The organism is Methanoculleus chikugoensis (genome assembly GCF_900095385.1).
GTDB classification, from domain to species: domain Archaea; phylum Halobacteriota; class Methanomicrobia; order Methanomicrobiales; family Methanoculleaceae; genus Methanoculleus; species Methanoculleus chikugoensis_A.
Map to the genome: position 1 here is coordinate 1 of NZ_FMID01000010.1, position 20,429 is coordinate 20,429.

Consider the following 20,429-nt stretch of genomic DNA (forward strand, 5'->3'; position numbering starts at 1 on the left):
TGTCTCCATCGCGTATGGCTCTCCCTTGTAACCTCTCCTCCTCCCGCGCTGAAAGGGGCAGTTATGGCGCCATCTGGCGAGCAAACGTGCACTGCTCTTCTCCAGAGTCTGCCCGCGCTTCCGGCACGAGGCCGCTACCAGGGTTCCCCGGACCCCTAAGCCCGGCTCACCCCTGCGAGCCGCCGGGCGAGATCGACGATCTCCTCCCGGTCGCGGAGCGCGGCGAGCCACGACGAGGGGATCGCCTCGCACCCGTACCGCGCTCCGGCGAGCCCGCCGACGATCGCGCCGACGGTATCGGCATCGCCCCCGAGGTTGACCGCCGTGACCACCGCTTCGCGAAAGGAGACGGCATCCATGAAGACCCTGACGGCGCAGTGGGTGCAGAGGACGGCGTCGAGCGACGGCTCCGGCGGATACGCCCGGTAGTCCTCGAGGAGCCCGCGGAGTTCCCGGTCCTCGCAGGCGGCAAGCGCCGCTCCGAACGCCCCGCCCACCTCTTCTCCCCTGCAGATCCCGCTGACCATCCGGTTGACGAACGCCGAGGCCTCGCCCGCGACGGGATCGAAGTGCGTCACGCGGGATGCGGCGAGGCTCACCTCCCGCACCTCCCCGGGCGGGTAGAAGATGCCGAGCGGGATGCCGCGCATGACGCTCCCGTTGCTCCGGCTCCCGCCCCGCTCCTCGTGCGCCATCCTTGCAGCGACGGTGGGCGCGACACCTTCATCGACGAGGTCGAGGACGGCACGGGACGTCGGCCCGAAGAACTCCGGGTGGGCATGATACACCCGAACCAGGCGGCGGGCGAAGTCCGCCGGGTCGAATCCCCCGCACGCAAGAAGGGTCTGCGCCAGGGCTGACGCCTGGAGGGTGTCGTCGGTATACTGGCCCGCAGAGACGTTGTGAATTCCGCCTCCCTGCATCTCCGTTACGGCCAACGGAGCCGGCGGAAGACCTTCCAGGGGCGCGCCCAGCGCATCGCCGATTGCGAGCCCTACGAGCGCCCCGACCGCCCGCATCTTGTGCATATAAAAAGATCACCAACAAAATATATCTACCCGCGGACAGTAGTATTCTTCGAGGAAAGGTGATATCGTGCAAAAGGAAGAGCTGCTCCACTTACACATGCTATTAGTCCACATCAGGAAGTACTACGAAAGCACGACGGGGGAGGATGTCCCGACCGACCAGTATAACGCTCTCCACATCTCACCCGTCCATATCCACAAGAATAAGGTCACACACAAGAAAGCAATTCTAACGCTCGGGGGCGAGATCATCCACCACATACGGGCCAACCACAATCCTTACATCGAATACCACGCCGATTTTCAGTCCGAACGTATTGCAACCGAACACTAAACGATGAACGATACCAATATACTCCGGGAGATCATCTCCCGCATCTTTTCTACCAGTCCGAGCCCTGCCGACGTCCAGAAGATCAAACTCGAGGTCTGCCGTGAGCACAGCGCAAACATGCCCAAGAACTCCGCGATCCTCGCCGCCGCCACACCCGATGAGCGCGAGCGGCTCCGGCCGGTCCTCCAGGTGAAGCCCACGCGGACGATCTCGGGAGTCGCGCCCGTTGCGGTGATGACCTCGCCTCACCCCTGCCCCCACGGCAAGTGCCTCCCCTGCCCCGGCGGGCCGGAGCACCCCTTTGCATCCCCCCAGAGTTACACTGGAGAGGAGCCCGCGGCGCTCCGGGCGAGAGAGCACGCCTTCGACCCCTACGCCCAGGTGCAGGCCCGCCTCGGGCAGTTCGAGGCGCTGGGCCACCACGTCGACAAGGCGGAACTGATCGTGATGGGCGGGACGATGACCGCCCGCCCGCTCGAGTACCAGGAGTGGTTCGTCGGGGCCGCCGTTCAGGCGATGAACGACTACCCCCGGGCGGGAACGGTGCAGGAGAGACCCGATCTCGATGCGATCTTTGCCGCGAACGAGTCGGCACGGGTCCGGTGCGTCGCCGCCACCTTCGAGACGCGGCCGGACTGGTGCCGGGAGGAGCATATCGATCGGATGCTCTCGATGGGCGTGACCAAGGTGGAACTCGGCGTCCAGCACCTGGACGACCGGATCCTCGACCACAACCGCCGGGGCCACGCGGTCGCGGACTCGGTCGCGGCGAACTGCCTCCTCCGGGACGCCGGGCTGAAGGTCGGGTTCCACATGATGCCGAACCTCCCCGGGGCGAGCATGGAAGACGACCGGCGGATGGTTCGGGAACTCTTCGCCGATGAGCGGTTCCGGCCGGACTTCCTGAAGATCTACCCGACCCTGGTGACGCCGGGCTCAGAGATCGAGGCGCTCTGGGGGCGGGGGGAGTACCGGCCCTACACCGAGGAGGAACTGATCGATCTCGTCGCCTACGCGAAGTCTCTCCTCCCGGAGTACGTCCGCCTCCAGCGGATCCAGCGCGACATCCCGGCAAAACTGATCGTCGCGGGCTCGCGGCACAGCAACTTCCGCCAGCTCGCGGAGGCGCGGCTTCATTCGCAGGGGCTCCGCTGCCGGTGCATCCGCTGCCGCGAGGTGGGGAGAGCGCCCGAACCCGGGGAAGTGGCGGTTTCGACCCTGGTTTACCGGGCGTGCGGCGGGGAGGAGCGGTTCATCCAGGCGGGTTCAAAAGATGCCCTCGTCGGGTTCGCCCGGCTCCGGTTCCCGCACAACCCCTTCCGCAACGAACTCGCGGGCGCCGCACTCCTGCGCGAGCTCCATGTCTACGGGAGCGTGGTGCCGATCAGCGCCCCGGCATCCGCCGACGAGTGGCAGCACCGCAGTTTCGGCAGCGTCCTCCTCTCCGCGGCCGAAGAAGAGGCACGCGATCACGGCTACCGGCGCCTCGCGGTGATGAGCGGTGTCGGGGTGCGGCCCTACTACAGGAAACAGGGATATGAACGAGTGGGGCCATATATGATCAAGACGTTCCCATGAAACCCGCGACACTCGAGTTTGTGAAGCAGAGGTTCGCCGAGTACTATCAGCGGCAGAGCCTCACCGTTCCGTCCTCCCTCGAGCAGCGCGAATGGGGATTCATCTTCTTCGACCCCACGGCCGAAGTCCGGATGCGGCGGCACATGGCGTTTGCCGATCCGCTGGAACTCGGTGCATACGTGAAAAACCTGGTCCCCGCGCACGTCTACTACTCGACGGCCTACTACCAGACGCCGTCGGCGCCGACGATGAACGAGAAGCACTGGGCGGGCGCCGACCTCATCTTCGATCTCGACGCCGACCAGATCGTTCGCGGCCCCTACGCGGTGATGCTCGCGCGGGTCAAGGAGGAGACCGAGAAACTGCTCGCGATGCTGATCGATGAACTCGGCTTTGCCAGGAACCAGATCCGGCTCGCCTTCTCCGGGGGGCGCGGCTACCATATCCACGTCACCGAGATCGCCGTCCGGGGATGGAGCAGCCAGGAACGGCGCGAGATCGTCGACTACGTCTGCGGTATCGGGCTCGATCCGGCAGCGATGCTCACGCCGGCGGGCGTCGAGACCGGATGGCGGCGGCGCTACGGGGAAGCGCTCCGCGCCCACCTCGCGGGGCTTGCGGCTCGCGACCCGGCGGAAGCGGCGTCTTACCTTGCGGGGCTCGACGGTATCGGGAAGCGAACGGCCGCGGAGTTCCTTGCGGATATCGGCAGCCTCGCCGCCGGGCGCCCGGAGGACCTCCTCAAAGATCGAGTCGTCCGGGCGATCGCGGCCGCACCCGACTTCGAGGAGAGGCTCCGGGACGCCGGGGCGCGTGCGGACGAACCGGTCACGACCGATATCAAGCGGCTGATCCGGACGCCGGGGTCGCTGCACGGCGGCAGCGGCATGCGGGTCGTGCCGCTCGATATCCGGGACCTCGCGGAGTTCGATCCGCTCGTGGACGCGGTGGTCTTCGGCGACCGCGACGTGCGGGTCGACCTGAAGGCAAATTTCACCACGTCCCTGCTCGGGAACACCTACTCGCTCAACGCAGGGATCCAGAACGTTCCCGAAGCGCTCGCGATCTTCCTCTGCTGCCGGGGCATGGCGGAGATAGCCGGGGGTGCATGAAGTATGGCCGTCGATCTTTTAGAGAAACTCCGGCAGATGCTGCTCGATATGCAGCACTCGGGAAGGCTCTCCTACATCGATCCCGGCCTCTACGACGATGCCAGGACGTACGTCGAGAAGCGCAAGACGGACTACTACGACCTCAAAAATCCCCTGGAGAGCCGGATGGGGAGCCTGATCATCGAGGAGATCGGCAGCGTCACCGAGACCGTCCAGGAGATCTTCTCGGTCAGGACCCGGCAGATCCTCGACCTCGCGTTCCAGCAGATGGAGGGGCAGTACTTCGATAAGGAGGAGGCCCGCAAGATGCTCCCGGAAGAGCGGGCGATGTACGAGCGGATCGTCAGCGCCATCGAGGAGTGCCGGGAGGCACTCGTCCACGGCGAGGCCGCCCCGTTCGGCGCCGACGGTGCGGCCGCCGCCGGCCGGAGCGACGAGGCCGACGGCATCCCGGAACCCCGGGGAACGCCTGCGGTTCCCGCTCCCCGTCCCGTCCGGTCTCCCTACGCCCTCGTGCATATCCGCTCCGATGTGGAGTCGTTCATGGGGATGGACGGCAGGACATACGTCTTGAAGATGGGGGATATCGTCACCCTGCCGGAGAACAATGCAGACGTGCTCTGCGAGCACGACATAGCCTTAAATATTAGGCTTAACAAGTAATATAGGTACTCGAATCTATTGAATAGAGGTTACTATCATGAAAATGCCGTCAAAATTCAAGACGTACTGCCCGTTCTGCAGGAACCACCAGGTTCACGAAGTCGTGAAGGTAAAGAAGGGCAAAGTGCGCCACTTCAACTGGATCGACCGCCAGAAGGCGCGCAGGAGCACGGTGGGCAACATGGGCAAGTTCAACAAGGTGCCCGGCGGCGACAAGCCGACGAAGAAGATCAACGTCAGATACCGGTGCACGGTCTGCGGCAAGGCGCACATTCGGCCGGGATTCAGGATCGGTAAATTCGAGCTTACGGAGTGAGTTGGTATGGTCCGGGTAAACAGGGAGAACAGGAGCACATTCCTCCGGGTAAAGTGCCCCGACTGCGAGAACGAACAGGTAGTCTTTGAGAGAGCGAGTACCATCGTGGAGTGCACCGTCTGCGGGCGTATCCTTGCGGAGCCTCACGGCGGGAAGGCTGATATAAAAGCTGAGATAATGGCAGTACTTGAGTGATAATTGCATGAATGAGAGAGAGTGGCCCGAGGAAGGAGAACTCGTTGTCTGCACGGTCGCGGACGTCAAGGACTTTGCGGCGTTCGTGACCCTGGACGAGTACAACGAGCGAAGAGGGCTCATACCGATATCCGAGATAGCGCGGGGCTGGATTAAGTATATCCGGGACTTCGTACGAGAAGGACAGAAGGTCGTCTGCAAAGTCCTGAACGTCGACCCCGATCGCGGCCACATCGATCTCTCGTTAAAAGATGTAAACGAGCACCAGCGGCGCGAGAAGGTCCACGAGTGGAAGAACGAGCAGAAGGCCACGAAATGGGTCGGGTTCGCCGCCGAGGCGTCGGAAGTGGACAGAAGGGTCATCGAGGAGGCAATCTTCCGCGAATACGGCCAGCTGTACCCGGCCTTCGAGGATATCGTCACCACCGGCGGCGAGGCAGCGGATAAACTGAACCTCGATGAGCCGGTCAAAGCGGCGCTCATCACCGTCGCGAACGAGAACGTGAAGGTCTCGCGCGTGACGATCACCGGTCACCTCATTCTGTCGTCGCCCCGGCCCGACGGCGTCAACGTGATCCGCCGGGCGCTCCGGAGTGCGCAACCGAAGGTCGAAAACGTGGATATCGACCTGATCTACGTCGGAGCCCCGAAATATCGGATAAAAGTGACCGCGCCCGATTATAAGGAAGCCGAGAAGGCGATCGAGAAGGCGGCAAACGCCGCCGTCGGCGTGGTCGAGCGGGCCGGCGGCTCCGGCAAGTTTATCCGGAAGCAGAAGGCCGGATAAAAGATATGAGCAGCCGCATTCGCCGCTGTCCGCACGACCGGCGATACACGCTCTCGGATCTCTGCCCGGTCTGCGGCCGGCCGTCTCGGCCGGCCCACCCGGCACGTTTTTCACCCGAGGATAGGTACGGTAGGTACAGGAGGGCCGTACGCAGATGGAACACGTCAGAGTAACCTTTTTGCGAGAGGACAATATCGACGCTCCGATCCTGATTGAGGGTCTGCCCGGCATAGGACACGTCGGGAAACTCGTTGCCGACCACCTGATCCACGAACTCGGCGCCGAGAAGATAGGGGAGATCTCCTCCCTCCACTTCCCGCCGCAGGTGATCGTCGACGAGCGGGGCACCACCCACCTCGCCAACAACGAGATCTACCGCTACGAGAAGGACGGCAAGGCGGCCCTCTTCCTCGTGGGCGACTTCCAGAGCAATTCGGCCGAGGGCCACTACATCCTCGCGGAGCACTACCTCAATATCGCCGAAGACCTCGGTGTTGAGCGGATATACGCGCTCGGGGGCTACGGTGTCGGCCACCTGGTCGAGAACCCGAGGGTGCTCTCGGCCGTCAACATGGAGCATCTCCGCCCCGAGGTGGAGGCATCCGGCGGGTCGTTTGAGAACGCCGGGAGCGGCGGGATGATCGTGGGGGCCTCGGGCCTCCTGCTCGGCCTCGGCGAGGCGCGGGGCATCGAGGGGATCTGCCTGATGGGCGAAACGAGCGGCTACATCGTCGATCCGAAGAGCGCCGACAGCCTCCTTACGGTGCTCTCCCGCCTGACCGGGATCGAGGTCGACCACACCTCGCTGCAGGAGCGTGCCGGGGATATGGAGCAGATCATAGCAAAGATCCAGGAAGCCGAAGAAGCCCGGGGCCGCGAAGAACTGAGTTATATCGGATAATCTCCCCCATTTTCTCCAGCCCCGGAGAGCGGGCCGTCATGATTGCCCGTGGCGCCCTTCGGCGGCCCGTCAATCACCGACCCATCCGAACCGTTAAGAACAACGGAGATCGACAGATTATCGATATGGTCACCCTCTACCTCGCCAGGTGGGAGACCCGGTTCTGGGCCTGGCTCATCGACATCATCCTGATCGGGCTTCCCCTCTGGGCGCTCTCCGACCGGCTGCCGCCATCCTGGGAATTCACGGTATCTCCCGGGCTCCTCTCGATCAGCCTCTCCTCGATCGTCCTCTTCCTCTACTGGACGCTGCTCGAGGGCTACCGCGGCCAGTCCATCGGCAAGATGGCGCTGAAGATCCGGGTCGCCGGCCGCGCCGGAGAGGATATCGGATTCTCCGCAGCAGCAATCCAGGGTTTCGGCAAAGCGTTTCTTCTCATCCCCGACTGCCTTATCGGCTGGCTCGCTATGCCGGGTTCGAAACAGCGGCTCTTCAACCGGATCTCGGAAACCGTCGTGATAGAGACCCGCGAAACGGAGGAGCCGGAGGGCGTCACCTACGTGAAGCAGGAGGAGTGAGGGGAGCCCGCCCCCGCCTTTCACCCCTCGATGCCGAACGACCGGTCGAGCTCTGCAGCCGTGGCCTCGATATCGTCGAGAACCCGGAGCGCATCTTTGCGCAGTTCCTGCACCATCGACTGGAGGGAGTTGCCCCGGAGATGGATCTGCCGCTTGTGGCGGTACACGACACCAGCATCGACAAGGTTCCTGATGTGGTGGTTGATACGGGAACTGGAGACATCCAGGTCGCGCGAGATCCTCTCCACGGGCACGCCGTTCCCGGAGACCTGGTGCGAAAGAAGGACGACGAGAATCCGCTGGGCGACCTGATCGACGTCCCTTCCTTCTCCGATACCGAGGCTGTTGAAGAACCAGTCGAGATTCTCCTCCGCCCTTTTGCCTCTCGGCCTCTCGACCTGTCGAAAGACTATCTGCCTTGCCGCCGGTGTCATCGATTATTCATGCGTATGAGCCGATCAGGTATAAAGATATCCAATATATCGAAATCATTTCGATAATTTTGATAAGGTTTAAATATTTAGGATGCCTTACGATCTTGTTGCAAAAACTCTCTGAAGGTGATAGACTCATGGAGATTATCCCAATCGGAGAACGGGTTCTCATCAGACCCATACGAAGAGAAGAGGTTACGAAAAGCGGCATTTACATCCCCGAATCCGCACGAGAGGGCAGAAAGGAAGGATCCGTCGTTGCGGTAGGAGAGCGCGACGACGGCTCCAGTCTCCCCTTAAGCCCCGGGGACCGTGTTTTGTACGGAGGCTACACCTCGGATACGTTCGAGATCGACTCCGAGACGTACGTGTTCGTCCCATACAAGGACATCCTGGCAAAGATCAGGTAACGGAGGAAGCCCATGGTATCATCAAAACAGCTGATGTTCGACGAAGGCGCACGCAGATCGCTCCTTGCCGGCGTCAATAAGGTCGCCGACACTGTCAAGATAACGCTCGGCCCCAGAGGCAGGTACGTCGTGATCGACAGGTCGACAAGCCCCGTCGTGACGAACGACGGCGTGACGATTGCAAAAGAGATCTCGCTCCACGACAAGTTCGAGAACATCGGGGCGAAACTCGTCAAGGAGGTCGCCCAGAAGACCCAGGACAAGACCGGCGACGGAACGACAACCGCAACGCTTCTCGCCCAGGCCATCCTCGCCGAAGGTCTCAAGAACATCTCCTCCGGGGCGAACCCGAACGAAGTCAGGCGGGGCGTCGACGCCGCGGTTGCGGCCGCCGTGGAGTATATCCAATCAACGAGCGTCCCGATCAGGGAGCGGGACAGGATCCTGCAGGTCGCCGCCATCTCGGCCAACAACGACGAAGAGATCGGTGAACTCATCGCCGACGCGATGGACAGGGTCGGCTACGGCGGGCTCATCACGGTCGAGGACGCAAAGAGCCTCGATACCGGCCTTGAGGTGGTCAAGGGGATGCAGTTCGACCGGGGCTACATCTCGCCCTACATGATCACGGACACCGAGAAGATGGTCTGCGAGCACGAAGACCCCTACATCCTGATCACCGACCGGAGGATCACCTCGCTCAAACAGATAGTTCCTATCCTTGAAGCGGCCGCACAGGAGGCGAGACCGCTCCTGATCATTGCCGAGGACGTCGAGGGCGAGGCGCAGGCAGCCCTCATCCTGAACATCATACGCGGCTCACTTAAGGTCTGTGCGGTCAAGGCACCCGGGTTCGGCGACGAACGCAAGGCAATCCTCGAGGACATCGCGATCCTCACGGGCGCGACGGTGATCTCGGAAGACCGGGGGATGAAACTGGAGAATGTCTCCAGGCAGGTCTTCGGCTCGGCCCGCACCGTCAAGGTCGACGGAGAGAGCACCCTGATCGTCGGAGGAAAAGGCGACCGCAAGGTCCTTGAAGAGCGGATGCACCTGATCGAGTCCCAGATCAACATAGCGGACTCCGAGTGGAAGAAGGACGAACTCAGAAAGAGGCTTGGAAACCTCGGAGGCGGCGTCGCCGTCATCAAGGTCGGCGCGGCGACCGAGACGGAGTTAAAAGAGAAGAAGATGCGGATCGACGACGCCCTGAACGCCACCAAGGCGGCGGTCGAGGAAGGCGTGGTTTCCGGGGGCGGGGTCACCCTGTTTAGGGCGATCGAAACCCTGGATAAACTGCAGTTCGATGACGACCGGAAGGTGGGTGTCGCCATAGTCCGGCGGGCGCTGGAGGAGCCCATCCGTCAGATTGCAAAGAACGCCGGTGTCGAAGGTGCCGAGGTCGTCGCCACCGTAAAGAGGAGCGACGAGCCAGGGTTCGGCTACAACGCAAAGACCGGCACCTACGTGAACCTGATGGAGCACGGCGTCATCGATCCCGCAAAGGTGGTGCGGCTCGGGCTCCAGAACGCGGCGTCCATCGCAGGCATGATCCTCTCAACGGAGGTCGTCATCACCGACTTCGACGACGAGAAAGACACGAAGACTGCAGCCATCATCATCTGAGGGCGATCCGTTTCCCCCTTCTCCTCCACTCATCCGGGCTCGATGCAGCAACCGCGTCGAGCCCACCCATAAGGAACAATACGGTTTAACCGGTCACCGGGAGCCCGGCCGCCCTCCAGGCGCTTATGCCGCCCTCGATCTCGTAAACTTCGCGGAATCCGGCATCGCGCATCGCCTCCCGGACACCGGTGCTCCGACTGCCCCGCTGGCAGTATATGAGGTAGGTCGCCTCCGCATCGAGGCCGTCAATGTGCTCTGAGAACTCCGCCGAGTTGATGTTGATCGCACCCGGGATATGCCCGGCGGCGAACTCGTCCGGTCTCCGGACATCGATGATGATAAAATCCGGATCGTCCCCCTGCTCATCTATCAGGGCAGATGCTTCGTGCGGCGTGATCGTCCGGACGACCTGAGCGTCGGATGGCGGGTCGCCTTCGAGACACCCGCCGGTAAGCACAAGCGCAACAGCGAGCAGGAACACGGGCAGGGGACGGAGGTGAACAGCCATGCACCCATATCGCGGCCGTAACGATAAAGTGGTTTCGATCGCCCCGGCCGCTCCCGTCGGCGGTTCGCTCGGGAACAGGACCGCGGCGCTCAGGTAGGGTTGTCGAACTTGATCGGCGTGTCGTCGAGAGTCATCACCGCACGGAAGGTCTCCGGTGTGTCCAGGGCAACGACCTCACCGCGATCCACCACGGCAACCCGGGTGCAGGTTGCCTCCGCTTCTTCCACATCGTGCGTCGTAAAGATGATCGTTGCCCTCCGCTCGCGGTTCAGCCGCCGGAGCAGGCCCCAGATCTCCCGGCGCCCGGCATCGTCCAGCCCGGCCGTCGGTTCGGCAAGGAAGAGGACCGACGGGCGCGTGAGGTATGCCCGGGCGATCTCTAACTGCTGCAGCGTGACGGGAGAGTAGGTCTCGACACGAGCATCGGCGCTCCCGGCGATCCCGAAGAAGTCTATGACCTCGGGGACCCTTTTCTTCCGGAGATCGTCGCCCAGGCCGTGCAGCCGGGCGTGGAAGTCCAGGTTCTCCCTGCCGGTCAGCGCAGGGTCGAGCACCGACTCGGGGAGGACGATGCCCATGCTTCTGCGCACGTCTCCGAGGTTGCCGAGAACCGCGAGCGGTGAACGCTCGGCAAACCCCGGAATCGGAAAGAGTATCGTCATGAGGAGGGAAAGCAGGGTCTGCCGGTCCTGACCGCAGGGGCAGAGAATACCAAAGATCTCTCCGCTCTTCACGTCGAACGGGATCGGGCCCCTCGCCTGGAGCCGCTCCAGATGCCGGATCAGGTTCTCAACGGTAAAGGCGGTCATGTTACTCTGCAGAGATGCAATCGGTCGGAGAGAACGGAGTTGTTCCCGGTCACTCACCACCCCCCGAAACCTGCACCGGATTCACACCGGCCGGAGACACGTAAGGTATGCGCCCGGGGGTTGCTATCCGGTGCCCGTTATCCGATTCGGGGAAGGAACTCCGCGTTCAACATTATTTCCAATTGCCCATATATGAATATATCTATTCACAAATAAATATAAAATGAGCATTTTGAGGTTTCTATTTTCTATTGGCCCCCGTTTTTACGTTATCACCGGTGAGACCCGCCCTTCACCGGACGATAAAACGGAGCGGGTTGAGCGACGCCGACCCGTCCGAAAGACCGTCAGGTCGAAGTCGTGCACGAGCCTCACCCAACAAGCGACCCCGGAACTCGCCGGGAGCCGGACCCGTGAAGTTATTTATGGCATGACCCCGTCCGGTATACGCGACCTATGGAGACCAAACTGCCCGCGATAGCGATTTTACCGGTTCTCTTCAGCCCGGAGCAGATCCTCGTTGCGCTAGCGGTTCTCATACCGGCCCTGGTCATATTCAACCTCATCCTCATCAGCGAGGGGGTCTTCGAGTCGATCGGGCTCCGGTTCTACCAGGCGATGCTGGTGACCGTAGGGGCGCTGCTCGGGAGCCTGATCGATATCCCGCTTCTCCCGGTGGGTGAGAACGTCATCGCGGTCAACGTGGGCGGGGCCGTCATCCCCCTCTTCGTAACGCTCGAGATGGTCGGCCGGGGCCGGGTCTCGCGGCCAAAGTCCCTCGCCGCCGTCGTTCTGGTCTCGCTCGTCGCCTACGCCGCTGCAACGCCCGTCCCCGGCCTCGGGATCACAATGCCGTTCTACGTCGCACCCATCGCAGGCGCCGTAGCAGGGCTCCTCCTCGCCCGCGGCTGCCGCACCGCCCCCGGCCTCGCCTATGCCAGGGGAACCATGGGCACCCTGCTCGGGGCCGACGTCCTCAACCTCGCGAACCCCGACGTCTTTTCAGCGCTCACCGGGGGCGGGCCGACCGTCCTCTCCATCGGGGGTGCGGGGATCTTCGACGGCATCTTCGTCACCGGCGTCCTCGCGGTCATTCTTGCGGCGTATGCGGGGAGGGGGCTCCGGGAGAAAGGAGCGGCCTGCCCGCAGGAGGGGAGGGAGTGAGCAACACGGGAGATACTCGTATGCACTTCTTTTCGGAAACTCCACTCCGTCCGCGCCCAGGCCAGGGGATATCCATATGCCCCTCTACGGCAGCCCCCACTCCACCCGCGCCTCCGGCGCTCCTCCCCCGCCCCCTCCCGGGGGCAGGGGCAGTCATGGCGATAACCGGTGGAAAGCCGTATCCGAGGAAGCAAGTCAGGGAACCGCCCTTCTTCAGCATATCCCCATGCAGTGGACCGTGGGGATATCGCCATCGGGGTGGGGCCGACGGGGAGGGGGGAGCAGCCCCCCTCCCCTGTCTCTATCGTGCAAAACTCCTCCAGAAACCCCCGCCCGCGCTGAAAGGAAGCAATCATCGCACTACCCTCTGGGCAGCCGTGCACGCCTCTTCTCCAGAATCTCCCCATGCACACGTAATGTCCGCTGATGGTGGTCTTGTGACGGGTTCTGTAAACAGCAGAAGAGACTGCAGGAGACGCTTATGAAAAAGTTTGTAGAGAATCCCTACGCATCAAACTGCCGCAGCCACATCTCCGCGCAGGCTATCCGCCAGAACTCGGTAGAATAAGGACTCTCCCCCTCGAGGAACGCCCGGTAGTTTTCGAGCACCCGCTCCGCGTCCCAGTAGGGCCGCTCTGCAAACTCGGGCGTCGAGAAGAGTTCGAGGATACACGGTGCAAGTTCGCCCTTCATCCAGACCTCCTCGGGGGTGACGAAACCCATCTTGTCCATCCTGCACCGGACGGCGTCCGGGACCAGCCCCCGGATCGCCCGCCGGAGGACGTACTTCGTGACGCCGCCGCGAATCTTCTGGTCGAGCGGGAGCGATCCGAGGTACTCCACCAGCCGGTAGTCGAGGAACGGAACCCGCGCCTCGATCGAGAAGGCCATCGAGTTCCTGTCCTCCCAGTGCAGCAGAAGGGGGAGGTTCGACGCCGTGACCTCTCGTTTCAGCACCTCCTCAAGCGATCCTGCATACCGGAGAACCTCCGGCGGCGACCCCCGGAGGAGTTCCCGGCGCTCCGACCGTACCCGGGATTGGGCAGCCGCCCACGAGAAGAAGGACCGGTGATGCCGCACACTCCCGACTCCCTCCCGGAGGGCCGCGAGGACGTTTCCGCACCTGAGGAGGCCGCGGATATACGGCGCCTGGTAGGCGATGTAGCCGCCGAGCTGCTCGTCGGCGCCCTGCCCGTCGAGGACCACCTTCACCTCGCCGCTCGCGAGCCGCATCACACAGTACTGGGCGTAGATCGAGAGAGACGCAAACGGCTCGTCCTGCATGTAGAGTAATCTCTCGATATCCTCCCAGAGCCCGTCCGTGCCCGGCGTCGTCCGGCGGCTCGCGACGTTTGTCGCCGCGACCACCACATCGATATGCCGGCTCTCGTCGAACCGGGGATCGTCAAAACAGACCGAGAACGTCTTCTGCCGCTCGCCGACACTCCCCGGGCACTCCGCCTGCAGGAGAGCGTTGATCAGGGCGGTGACCGTCGAGGAGTCGATGCCGCCGGAAAGGCAGGTCCCGACCGGGACGTCGCTTCGGAGCCGGAGCCGGACGGCGTCGGTCAGGAGAGCGCGGACGTCTCGCGCGGCGGCCTCGTCTTCGGCCCCGCCCGGGGCAGGGTTCATCGCGAAGTCCCAGTAGCGTTCCGGCTCCCCGACGCCTTCCGCGGAGATGACGACCGTATGGGCCGGCGGGAGCTGGAAGATGCCGTCGTACATCGTCTCGGCGGTGTGATCCGCAACCCCCCACGCAAGGAACGTCGAGAGCATCCGGTCGTTCGGCCGCCGGCCGACCCCGGGATGCGCCCGGAGCGCCTTGATCTCTGACGCAAAGAGGAACGAACCCCCGGCCATGGTGTAGTAGAACGGCTTGACGCCCAGGCGATCCCGGGCGCAGAAGAGTTCGCGGCGGCGCCCGTCCCAGAGGGCGAACGCCCACATACCGTTGAACCGGGCGAGGCAGTCCCTTCCCCACTCCTCGTAGGCGTGCAGGATCACCTCCGTATCGGTCGCGGATGAGAACCGATGGCCGGCGGCGGAGAGTTCCTCCCGGATCTCAGGATAGTTGTAGATCTCGCCGTTGAAGACGATCTGAAGCGTACCGTCCTCGTTCTCCATCGGCTGGCGCCCTTCGTCGGAGAGGTCAATGATCGCGAGGCGGCGATGGGCAAGGCCGATCGGCCCGGAGAAGAACGTTCCTTCGCCGTCAGGGCCGCGATGAGCCAGGCGCTGTGCCATCGCCCCGACGAGGGCCGCATCCGCATCCTCACCGTTCAGGGCAAACTGCCCGGCAATACCGCACATGCTCCGGAGACCAGAAACAGGTTATTTGTCTGAACAGGTCTTATCCAGGCCCGTACCATTGATGTCGCAGGAGGGGCAGGGGGCCGAACCGTTCACCACCCGGTAGGCATCCGCGAGGACGGCGGAGTTCGCGAGCATCCCCGCGATCAGGATCACCTCGAGGATCTCGGCCCGGGTTGCGCCCTTCGCCATCGCGGACTGCATGTGGTACTCGACGCAATGGCTGCACTTGAGCGCGGCGCCCACCGCGAGGCTGATCAGCTCGATCATCTTCGGCTCGAGCTGGCTGGTCTCGACGACGGCGCCCTTGTAGAGGAGGTGCGAGATGAGGATCTCGGGACGTTCCGCCATCCGTTCAAAGATCAGGGGGACCCTGCCGTACTCGTTCTCGATCTCCCGGAGGAGATCCTCCGCGAAGACGTCCGCCCCCCGCTCCATAACCTTTGTGAGTACCTTCTCGAAATCCATCGCATCTACACCAGTATTCTCGTTTCCGAGAAAGGTTTTATCCGGATCAATATGTAGTTGCGCATTCGCGACGGCGTGACGTCGGCGATATCGCCGAGCGCCACCCCTTCGGCGACCTCAAGCAACCGCACGTCGTCGGCATACGAATCGTAGGGGAGCTTCACCCGGAGCCCCTCCATCTGGGCGGTCACCGGCGTCGGGTGCGTCAGCATGCTGACCTCGTGGATCTGCTCCTCGATGATCGCCATCAGGCGGGGGGGGAAGACGGAGAGCGGATCTTTTGCGAGAGCGTCCCGCCGCGCATCCAGGACACGGGAGACCTCGTCCACCAGTTCGTCGAGTTTCCCGAGCTCCTCGGGGCGCTTGAACCGGTGCATGATCCTGCCGATCCCGCCCACGTATCCTTCGACGGGCGGGTCGATCGCCCGCATCAGGGTCTCCCGGTCGGGCGCGCCGGTCACCACGATCGGCACGTTGATCTCCCGGCGGATCGCCGGGAATTTCTGCCGGATGCACTCCTCGAAGTTGCCGAGCGCGTAGACAGCGAGATCGTGCTCGTTGATGACGTCCCGCTCCTCGTCGTTCAAATTTGCAATCCGCTTCCCGAACCCCCTCGCAAGCCCGACCATGTTGGTCTTCGCGCCCGATCGCCTGAGGTACTCGGCGATATCGCAGGCGATGTGGGGGAGATGATGGATCTCGAGACTCGGGCTCACAACGGCGATCTCCGTCCCGACGAGGGGCGCTTCGACCACCTCGCCGGCGAGCGGTTTTGCTATCCGGCGTATCAACTCGATGTCGTCACGCGGCACGAACGACTGGAGCACGACGTCCTGGGCCATGACGTGCTTCTGGACGATGTAGCCCCCGAGGTCGTCGATCAGGTCCATGATCTCGTCGTGCCGGTAGACACCTCCCTTGTAGGTCACCGGCACCAGTGTCGTCATAGCGTCACCTCCATCTTCTCGAAGAGCGGCACGACCGCCGTCTCCACGATGTCGGTCGGCAGGGTATCCTCGCTCGCCACGTAGTAAAACTTCCCTTCCCGGATGTACTGGCGGCGGACCTTGAACCCCTCGGGAGCGATGTACTGGAGCGCGTAGATGACATCCTTATACAGGGTCTCGCTCGGATCGGCCACCACCAGCCGGTCGAGATCCTCATCCCCAGCCACCCCTGCCGGGAGGACGACGGTGAACCGGTCCGGCTGGTCGACGTTCTCCTTGCCGTAGATCACCCAGAGTTTCTGGAGGAGCGGCGCAAGATAGGTCTCGTCGCCGATATCGAGGACGATCTCTTTCTCGCCGCGGTTGACGTTGGCAAAGTCGGCGACGCGGATTGCGCGCGGCATATGCCGCAGGAGCCCGACAGCGACGAAGATCGGCACCTTCGGGTCGACGTAGATGTGCAGCCGGTCGATCACCTTGATGAGATCGAGGTCCTGGAGGACGTCGCCTGCGACCCGCTCGTAGGCGTTCCTCCCGACCTCGTCCGGCGACTCGACCACGAAGTAGTTCAACGGGGGCATCTACTCTCCCTTGATGAAGCCCGACGCGAGCAGGGCGGATCCGACCGCGCCGATGTACTGCGAGTTGGGCGGGACGACGACCTCGGTCTGCAGGAGTTGGCCCATCGCGTAGACCAGCCCCTCGATCAGCGAGGTGCCGCCCACCATGATCACCGGCTCCTTGATGTCGACCTCCTGCAGCTGCTGCTCGAAGACCTGTTCCGCCACGCTGTGGCAGGCCGCGGCCGCCACGTCCGCGGGCGAGCTCCCTGCCGCGAGGGCGTTCACCAGACTCTGCGTCCCGAAGACGATACAGTAACTGTTCATCGGGACGTTCTTGCCCATGCCCTTCATGGCGAGGGGGCCGAGCTCGGTGATATCCACGCCGAGCCGCTTTGCGGTCATCTCCAGGAACCGGCCGCTCGCCCCGGCACAGATCCCGCCCATCGTGAAGGTCCCGGGGATGCCGTCGATGACGCTGATCGCCTTGTTGTCCATCCCGCCGATATCGATGACGGTCGCGGCGCCCCGCTGGTGACCGGCAAGGTAGACGGCACCCTTCGAGTTCACCGTCAGCTCCTCCTGGATGAGTTCCGCACCGAGATGCTTCCCGATCAGGAATCGGCCGTATCCGGTGGTCCCGATAGCCTGGATATCCTCGCGGGCAAGGCCCGCCATCTCAAGCGCGTCCGAAACCGCGCTCTCGGCGCTCTTGATCACCTCGGTCGTCGGGTGCCACCCGGTGCCGACGATCTCGTTGTCCTTCATCACGACGGCCTTCGTCGTGCTCGACCCGGAATCGACGCCCATCGTGATCCCGGTCTGCTCCTCGCGGGCAAGGAGCGCTCTCCGGCGGGCGATGGTGGTCAGGGCCTCCATCCTGGTGAGGAGGGTCCCCGCGGTCGTCCGCTCGGTAAAGGAGTAACTCACCACCGAGAGCTTCGAGTTCTCGGGGATGTACCGCCGCAGTTCGTTTCGGACAATCGCCGCCTCGGCGCACCTGAAGCAGGTGCCGATGAAGACCCCGTCCGCCTCCACCTTCCCTTCCACCAGGGCAAGGGCCCGGGCAATCATCAGTTTCAGGTCGGCACTCTTGACGTCCAGCCCGAACTTCTTGACCGCACGTTCCACATCGGCAAGAGCGATATCGGGGAAGAAGACCTCTGCGCCCACCGATTCGGCGGCCTCATAGATCTCCTTCTGGACACCACTGTACTCCGCCCCGCAGGAGAGCTGGGCGATCCGTACTTTCTTCACGCTTCACCTCCGTCCGGGAGACCTGCGAGGAACTTCTTGACGGCGGCTACGAACCGGATGCCCTCTTCCTCGTTCGTGGGGTACTCCAGTTCCAGGATCGGGATCCCGCTCTGCCGCAGGGAGAAGAGGATCAGCTCGTCGGTACGGGCGCAGCCCATGCACCCGAACGCAAGGTCGGCCTCGGTGACGATGATCGCGGCCTCGGCCTCCTCGATGAGGGGGCCGTAGATCGCCATCCGTCCCCGAACACCGGAAGGCACCTCGACGGCCGCGTACTTCAGGCCGCGTTTGGGCTCTTCGGGAGTGATCTGCAGGGGCGGGGAGTCTACCCCGGCGGTCTGTATCCTCTCCCGGATACCGAGGGCTGCACCGAGCGGTTTATGACCGAAGCGGGCCACCAGGTCGGAGAGGATGAGGCTCGTTGCAGGGTAGATAAACACCTTTGCCATTGTATTCAGGACTCCTCTGTATCTATCAGTTCTTGTAGTCGCTTGATATCAAGTAACGGTCGCTTCCCGCGTGCAGGCGGTGCCGGTTCCGCCTCGTCTCCTTCACGCCGGTCGAGCTCCTCGAGCCCGCGGGTGATGTAGCGCAGAATGCGGAACTCCCGTTCGTGACCGAGATAGCCCGGCCTCGCTCCGCCGAGATTCGCCCGGCAGCGCCTCGGATCCCCGGGAGGAAAACCCCGGTCCTTGACGAAGATATGGGTCGGGTCGAACGAGCGGATCTCCTCGAGGAGGCGGTCGACGGACTCCGGCTCGCCCGTCACCTGCAGCCCGAAACACGTCTCCTTGATGAGAACGCCTTCGGAGGCCTCGTAGGCCCTGAGCGCGAGCTCGCCGGGGGTCATGGACGGGGACTCGACGAAGACGTACTTGGTCACCGTGCCCACGTAATCCGGAGTATATTCGGCCATCACTTCACCTCTTTCACGTATACCGTCGCTCCCTCGCGCATCCCGGCAAGGTTCCCCGCATCGAGCACCTTCCCGATGACGTTCGTGCCGGTGAGCGGCTCGGACGTCGGGCCGAACTCTGCGTTCGACGTGGTCCGGGTGCCGACCATCCCCGCGCCGCGCCGGGAGTCGTTCGTCATCGCGAGGGTATATGCCGGGACCTCCCCGGTCGGCGTGTTCTCCGGGATGATCCCGACGCCCTTTCCAATCTTCGGTTTGAAGAGGAAGACGTCCTCGAAGACGAAGACGAGCGGCATCTTCCCGACGCTGTGGTGTTTGAGCCCGGTCACTTCACGGAAGATCGTGACCGACCGGGGCGCGGCCGCCTCGTCGAGGGTGATGCTGACGACGTTCTCGGCAGGCACCGTCTCAAGCCGGACCTCGCCGCCGGCCAGCACCTCGAGCGTCGTTGCCGGGGTCTGGCCGACCACGATGCGATCGCCAACGGCTGCGTCGGCGGTGAGGGAGACACCCCGTCGGGCGGCGACCGCTTCCGCCTCGGCGAGCGAAAGGCCGACAAGGTCGAACTGCTCCGGCTCCGCATGGATGGCGAAGAGATCGTCCTCTCCGGCAAACCTGACGAGTTCGATGCCGTGGACGACCCTCCCGACGACGGTGTGCGCCGGGCTTGCCGAGACACCCTGGGTGTAGATGTAGACTCCTCCCGAGGATTTTCCGGCGGTCCTGACCGTGACGGTGCCTTCAAGCCTCGGGCCGGAGAACTCCGCCGGAACCCGGGTCGGGACCAGGTGCGTGTCGGCGACGTAGGTGCTGCTTGCGGAGCCCACCCTGAATCTGCCGCCCTGCACGGAGAGAAGGAAATGCTCGACGCTCCGGGCGGTTCCGGTATCGATCCCGTCTTTCCCGGAACCCTGCACCTCCGCTTCCACGTAGGAGACGATCTGCATCCCGTCTTCGAGCGGGAACCCTGAATCGCGGGTGACGACGACGTGCGAGCGGTCGACACGCCGGAAGACCCGCTCGACCCCGGTGATCTGGTCGCCGTCGGCGAGCCGGTCGAGCAGCCCGCGGCCGGTGACGACCTTGCCGATGACGCCGCCGTCCTCCGGGGCGCCGTAGTCGGCGGTATGGCCCATGCGTGCGAAGATCAGGTAGGACCGGGAGGGGTCGTAGCCCCCGCACCCCAGAATCACATCGCCGCGCTCGTACCGGCCCGGACGGCGTGCCGGGCGGACGTCGGACTCGAACGGGCCGAAGGCGGCGGCATACCGGTCCTGCCAGTGCAGGCGGAGCCGTTCTGCAAACTCCGGCCGGAGGAGAGGGGAGACTGCCGCGGTCTTCGCCACCTCGACGACCAGGTCTCCCGCCGGGGTGGCGAACCGGACCTCCTGCGACTCGGCTTCATCTTCAACGAGCGCCGGCCGGATGACGGCGACACTGAGCCGCTCATCCCGTTCGGGGAGGAGATCCCCGAGCCGGGAACCCGCCGGAACTGAAATGCGTTTACCGTCCAGGTGGATCTCCATTA

Annotated in this window: 25 protein-coding genes; 13 read left to right on the top strand and 12 right to left on the bottom strand. The window is 63.6% G+C overall.

Annotated features, from left to right (window positions below):
* Nucleotides 1-155 precede the first annotated feature (155 nt).
* Entirely contained in the window at nt 156-1,028 is an 873-nt protein-coding gene (locus L21_RS01925; RefSeq protein WP_074368819.1) for an ADP-ribosylglycohydrolase family protein, read from the bottom strand.
* A 67-nt stretch (nt 1,029-1,095) separates the two neighbouring features.
* Between L21_RS01925 and L21_RS01930 the strand changes: the two genes are divergently transcribed.
* The 10 genes from L21_RS01930 (at nt 1,096) to L21_RS01975 (ending at nt 7,492) form a co-directional block, all read left to right on the top strand.
* Nucleotides 1,096-1,362: a UPF0058 family protein gene (locus L21_RS01930; protein WP_074368820.1), complete on the top strand. Its 267-nt coding sequence runs from the start codon at nt 1,096-1,098 to the stop codon at nt 1,360-1,362.
* Nucleotides 1,363-1,365: 3 nt separating this feature from the next.
* The gene (locus L21_RS01935) at nt 1,366-2,940 is read left to right on the top strand and encodes a tRNA uridine(34) 5-carboxymethylaminomethyl modification radical SAM/GNAT enzyme Elp3 (RefSeq protein WP_074368821.1); all 1,575 of its coding nucleotides are present in this window, start codon (nt 1,366-1,368) and stop codon (nt 2,938-2,940) included.
* Entirely contained in the window at nt 2,937-4,052 is a 1,116-nt protein-coding gene (locus tag L21_RS01940; protein WP_074368822.1) for a DNA primase small subunit domain-containing protein, read from the top strand. Before L21_RS01935 ends, L21_RS01940 begins: the two co-directional genes overlap by 4 nt.
* 3 nt (nt 4,053-4,055) lie before the next feature.
* Nucleotides 4,056-4,715, top strand: a complete 660-nt coding sequence (locus tag L21_RS01945; RefSeq protein ID WP_074368823.1) for a hypothetical protein — start codon at nt 4,056-4,058, stop codon at nt 4,713-4,715.
* Between the two features lie 37 nt (nt 4,716-4,752).
* Nucleotides 4,753-5,031: a 50S ribosomal protein L44e gene (locus L21_RS01950; RefSeq protein WP_074368824.1), complete on the top strand. Its 279-nt coding sequence runs from the start codon at nt 4,753-4,755 to the stop codon at nt 5,029-5,031.
* 6 nt (nt 5,032-5,037) lie between these two features.
* Nucleotides 5,038-5,226, top strand: a complete 189-nt coding sequence (locus L21_RS01955; protein WP_048112215.1) for a 30S ribosomal protein S27e — start codon at nt 5,038-5,040, stop codon at nt 5,224-5,226.
* A gap of 7 nt (nt 5,227-5,233) precedes the next feature.
* Entirely contained in the window at nt 5,234-6,013 is a 780-nt protein-coding gene (locus tag L21_RS01960) for a translation initiation factor IF-2 subunit alpha (protein WP_074368825.1), read from the top strand.
* Nucleotides 6,014-6,018: 5 nt separating this feature from the next.
* Nucleotides 6,019-6,186, top strand: coding sequence for an RNA-protein complex protein Nop10 (locus L21_RS01965; RefSeq protein WP_074368826.1), 168 nt, complete (start codon nt 6,019-6,021; stop codon nt 6,184-6,186).
* Nucleotides 6,168-6,914: a proteasome assembly chaperone family protein gene (locus tag L21_RS01970; RefSeq protein ID WP_074368827.1), complete on the top strand. Its 747-nt coding sequence runs from the start codon at nt 6,168-6,170 to the stop codon at nt 6,912-6,914. Before L21_RS01965 ends, L21_RS01970 begins: the two co-directional genes overlap by 19 nt.
* A 125-nt stretch (nt 6,915-7,039) precedes the next feature.
* A complete protein-coding gene (locus tag L21_RS01975; protein WP_048181903.1) occupies nt 7,040-7,492 on the top strand; it encodes an RDD family protein in 453 nt (150 codons plus the stop codon).
* Between the two features lie 20 nt (nt 7,493-7,512).
* On the opposite strand, the gene L21_RS01980 is transcribed toward L21_RS01975, so the two are convergent.
* Entirely contained in the window at nt 7,513-7,926 is a 414-nt protein-coding gene (locus tag L21_RS01980) for a helix-turn-helix domain-containing protein (protein ID WP_048181905.1), read from the bottom strand.
* A 107-nt stretch (nt 7,927-8,033) separates the two neighbouring features.
* Between L21_RS01980 and groES the strand changes: the two genes are divergently transcribed.
* Together groES and groL are read left to right on the top strand one after the other, a co-directional pair.
* Nucleotides 8,034-8,336, top strand: a complete 303-nt coding sequence (gene groES, locus L21_RS01985) for a co-chaperone GroES (protein ID WP_256711994.1) — start codon at nt 8,034-8,036, stop codon at nt 8,334-8,336.
* 12 nt (nt 8,337-8,348) lie between these two features.
* A complete protein-coding gene (groL, locus tag L21_RS01990; protein WP_074368828.1) occupies nt 8,349-9,962 on the top strand; it encodes a chaperonin GroEL in 1,614 nt (537 codons plus the stop codon).
* Between the two features lie 85 nt (nt 9,963-10,047).
* On the opposite strand, the gene L21_RS01995 is transcribed toward groL, so the two are convergent.
* The gene (locus L21_RS01995; protein WP_074368829.1) at nt 10,048-10,470 is read right to left on the bottom strand and encodes a rhodanese-like domain-containing protein; all 423 of its coding nucleotides are present in this window, start codon (nt 10,468-10,470) and stop codon (nt 10,048-10,050) included.
* 89 nt (nt 10,471-10,559) lie between these two features.
* Nucleotides 10,560-11,279, bottom strand: coding sequence for an ATP-binding cassette domain-containing protein (locus tag L21_RS02000; RefSeq protein ID WP_074368830.1), 720 nt, complete (start codon nt 11,277-11,279; stop codon nt 10,560-10,562).
* A 456-nt stretch (nt 11,280-11,735) separates the two neighbouring features.
* On the opposite strand from L21_RS02000, the gene L21_RS02005 reads away from it, so the two are divergent.
* Entirely contained in the window at nt 11,736-12,443 is a 708-nt protein-coding gene (locus tag L21_RS02005) for a DUF1614 domain-containing protein (RefSeq protein WP_074368831.1), read from the top strand.
* 504 nt (nt 12,444-12,947) lie between these two features.
* Here the strand turns inward: L21_RS02005 and asnB are convergent.
* From asnB to mmp3, 8 genes are read right to left on the bottom strand one after another with little or no spacing between them, the layout of a single operon-like run.
* Nucleotides 12,948-14,753: an asparagine synthase (glutamine-hydrolyzing) gene (gene asnB, locus L21_RS02010; protein WP_074368832.1), complete on the bottom strand. Its 1,806-nt coding sequence runs from the start codon at nt 14,751-14,753 to the stop codon at nt 12,948-12,950.
* Nucleotides 14,754-14,774: 21 nt separating this feature from the next.
* Nucleotides 14,775-15,221 (bottom strand): carboxymuconolactone decarboxylase family protein, encoded by a 447-nt coding sequence (locus L21_RS02015; protein WP_074368833.1) that lies wholly within the window; start codon nt 15,219-15,221, stop codon nt 14,775-14,777.
* A gap of 5 nt (nt 15,222-15,226) precedes the next feature.
* Complete coding sequence (locus L21_RS02020) at nt 15,227-16,168, bottom strand: methanogenesis marker 7 protein (RefSeq protein WP_074368834.1); 942 nt, start codon at nt 16,166-16,168, stop codon at nt 15,227-15,229.
* Nucleotides 16,165-16,749 carry a methanogenesis marker 17 protein gene (locus L21_RS02025; protein WP_074368835.1) on the bottom strand — a complete coding sequence of 195 codons (585 nt, stop codon included), beginning with the start codon at nt 16,747-16,749 and terminating at the stop codon, nt 16,165-16,167. Before L21_RS02025 ends, L21_RS02020 begins: the two co-directional genes overlap by 4 nt.
* The gene (locus L21_RS02030; RefSeq protein ID WP_074368836.1) at nt 16,750-17,985 is read right to left on the bottom strand and encodes a methanogenesis marker 15 protein; all 1,236 of its coding nucleotides are present in this window, start codon (nt 17,983-17,985) and stop codon (nt 16,750-16,752) included.
* Nucleotides 17,982-18,434 (bottom strand): methanogenesis marker 5 protein, encoded by a 453-nt coding sequence (locus L21_RS02035; RefSeq protein WP_074368837.1) that lies wholly within the window; start codon nt 18,432-18,434, stop codon nt 17,982-17,984. The genes L21_RS02030 and L21_RS02035 overlap by 4 nt, the downstream gene beginning before the upstream one ends.
* Nucleotides 18,435-18,439: 5 nt before the next feature.
* Nucleotides 18,440-18,901, bottom strand: a complete 462-nt coding sequence (locus L21_RS02040) for a methanogenesis marker 6 protein (RefSeq protein WP_074368838.1) — start codon at nt 18,899-18,901, stop codon at nt 18,440-18,442.
* A complete protein-coding gene (mmp3, locus tag L21_RS02045) occupies nt 18,901-20,427 on the bottom strand; it encodes a methyl-coenzyme M reductase-associated protein Mmp3 (RefSeq protein ID WP_074368839.1) in 1,527 nt (508 codons plus the stop codon). Before mmp3 ends, L21_RS02040 begins: the two co-directional genes overlap by 1 nt.
* Between the last annotated feature and the right edge of the window lie 2 nt (nt 20,428-20,429).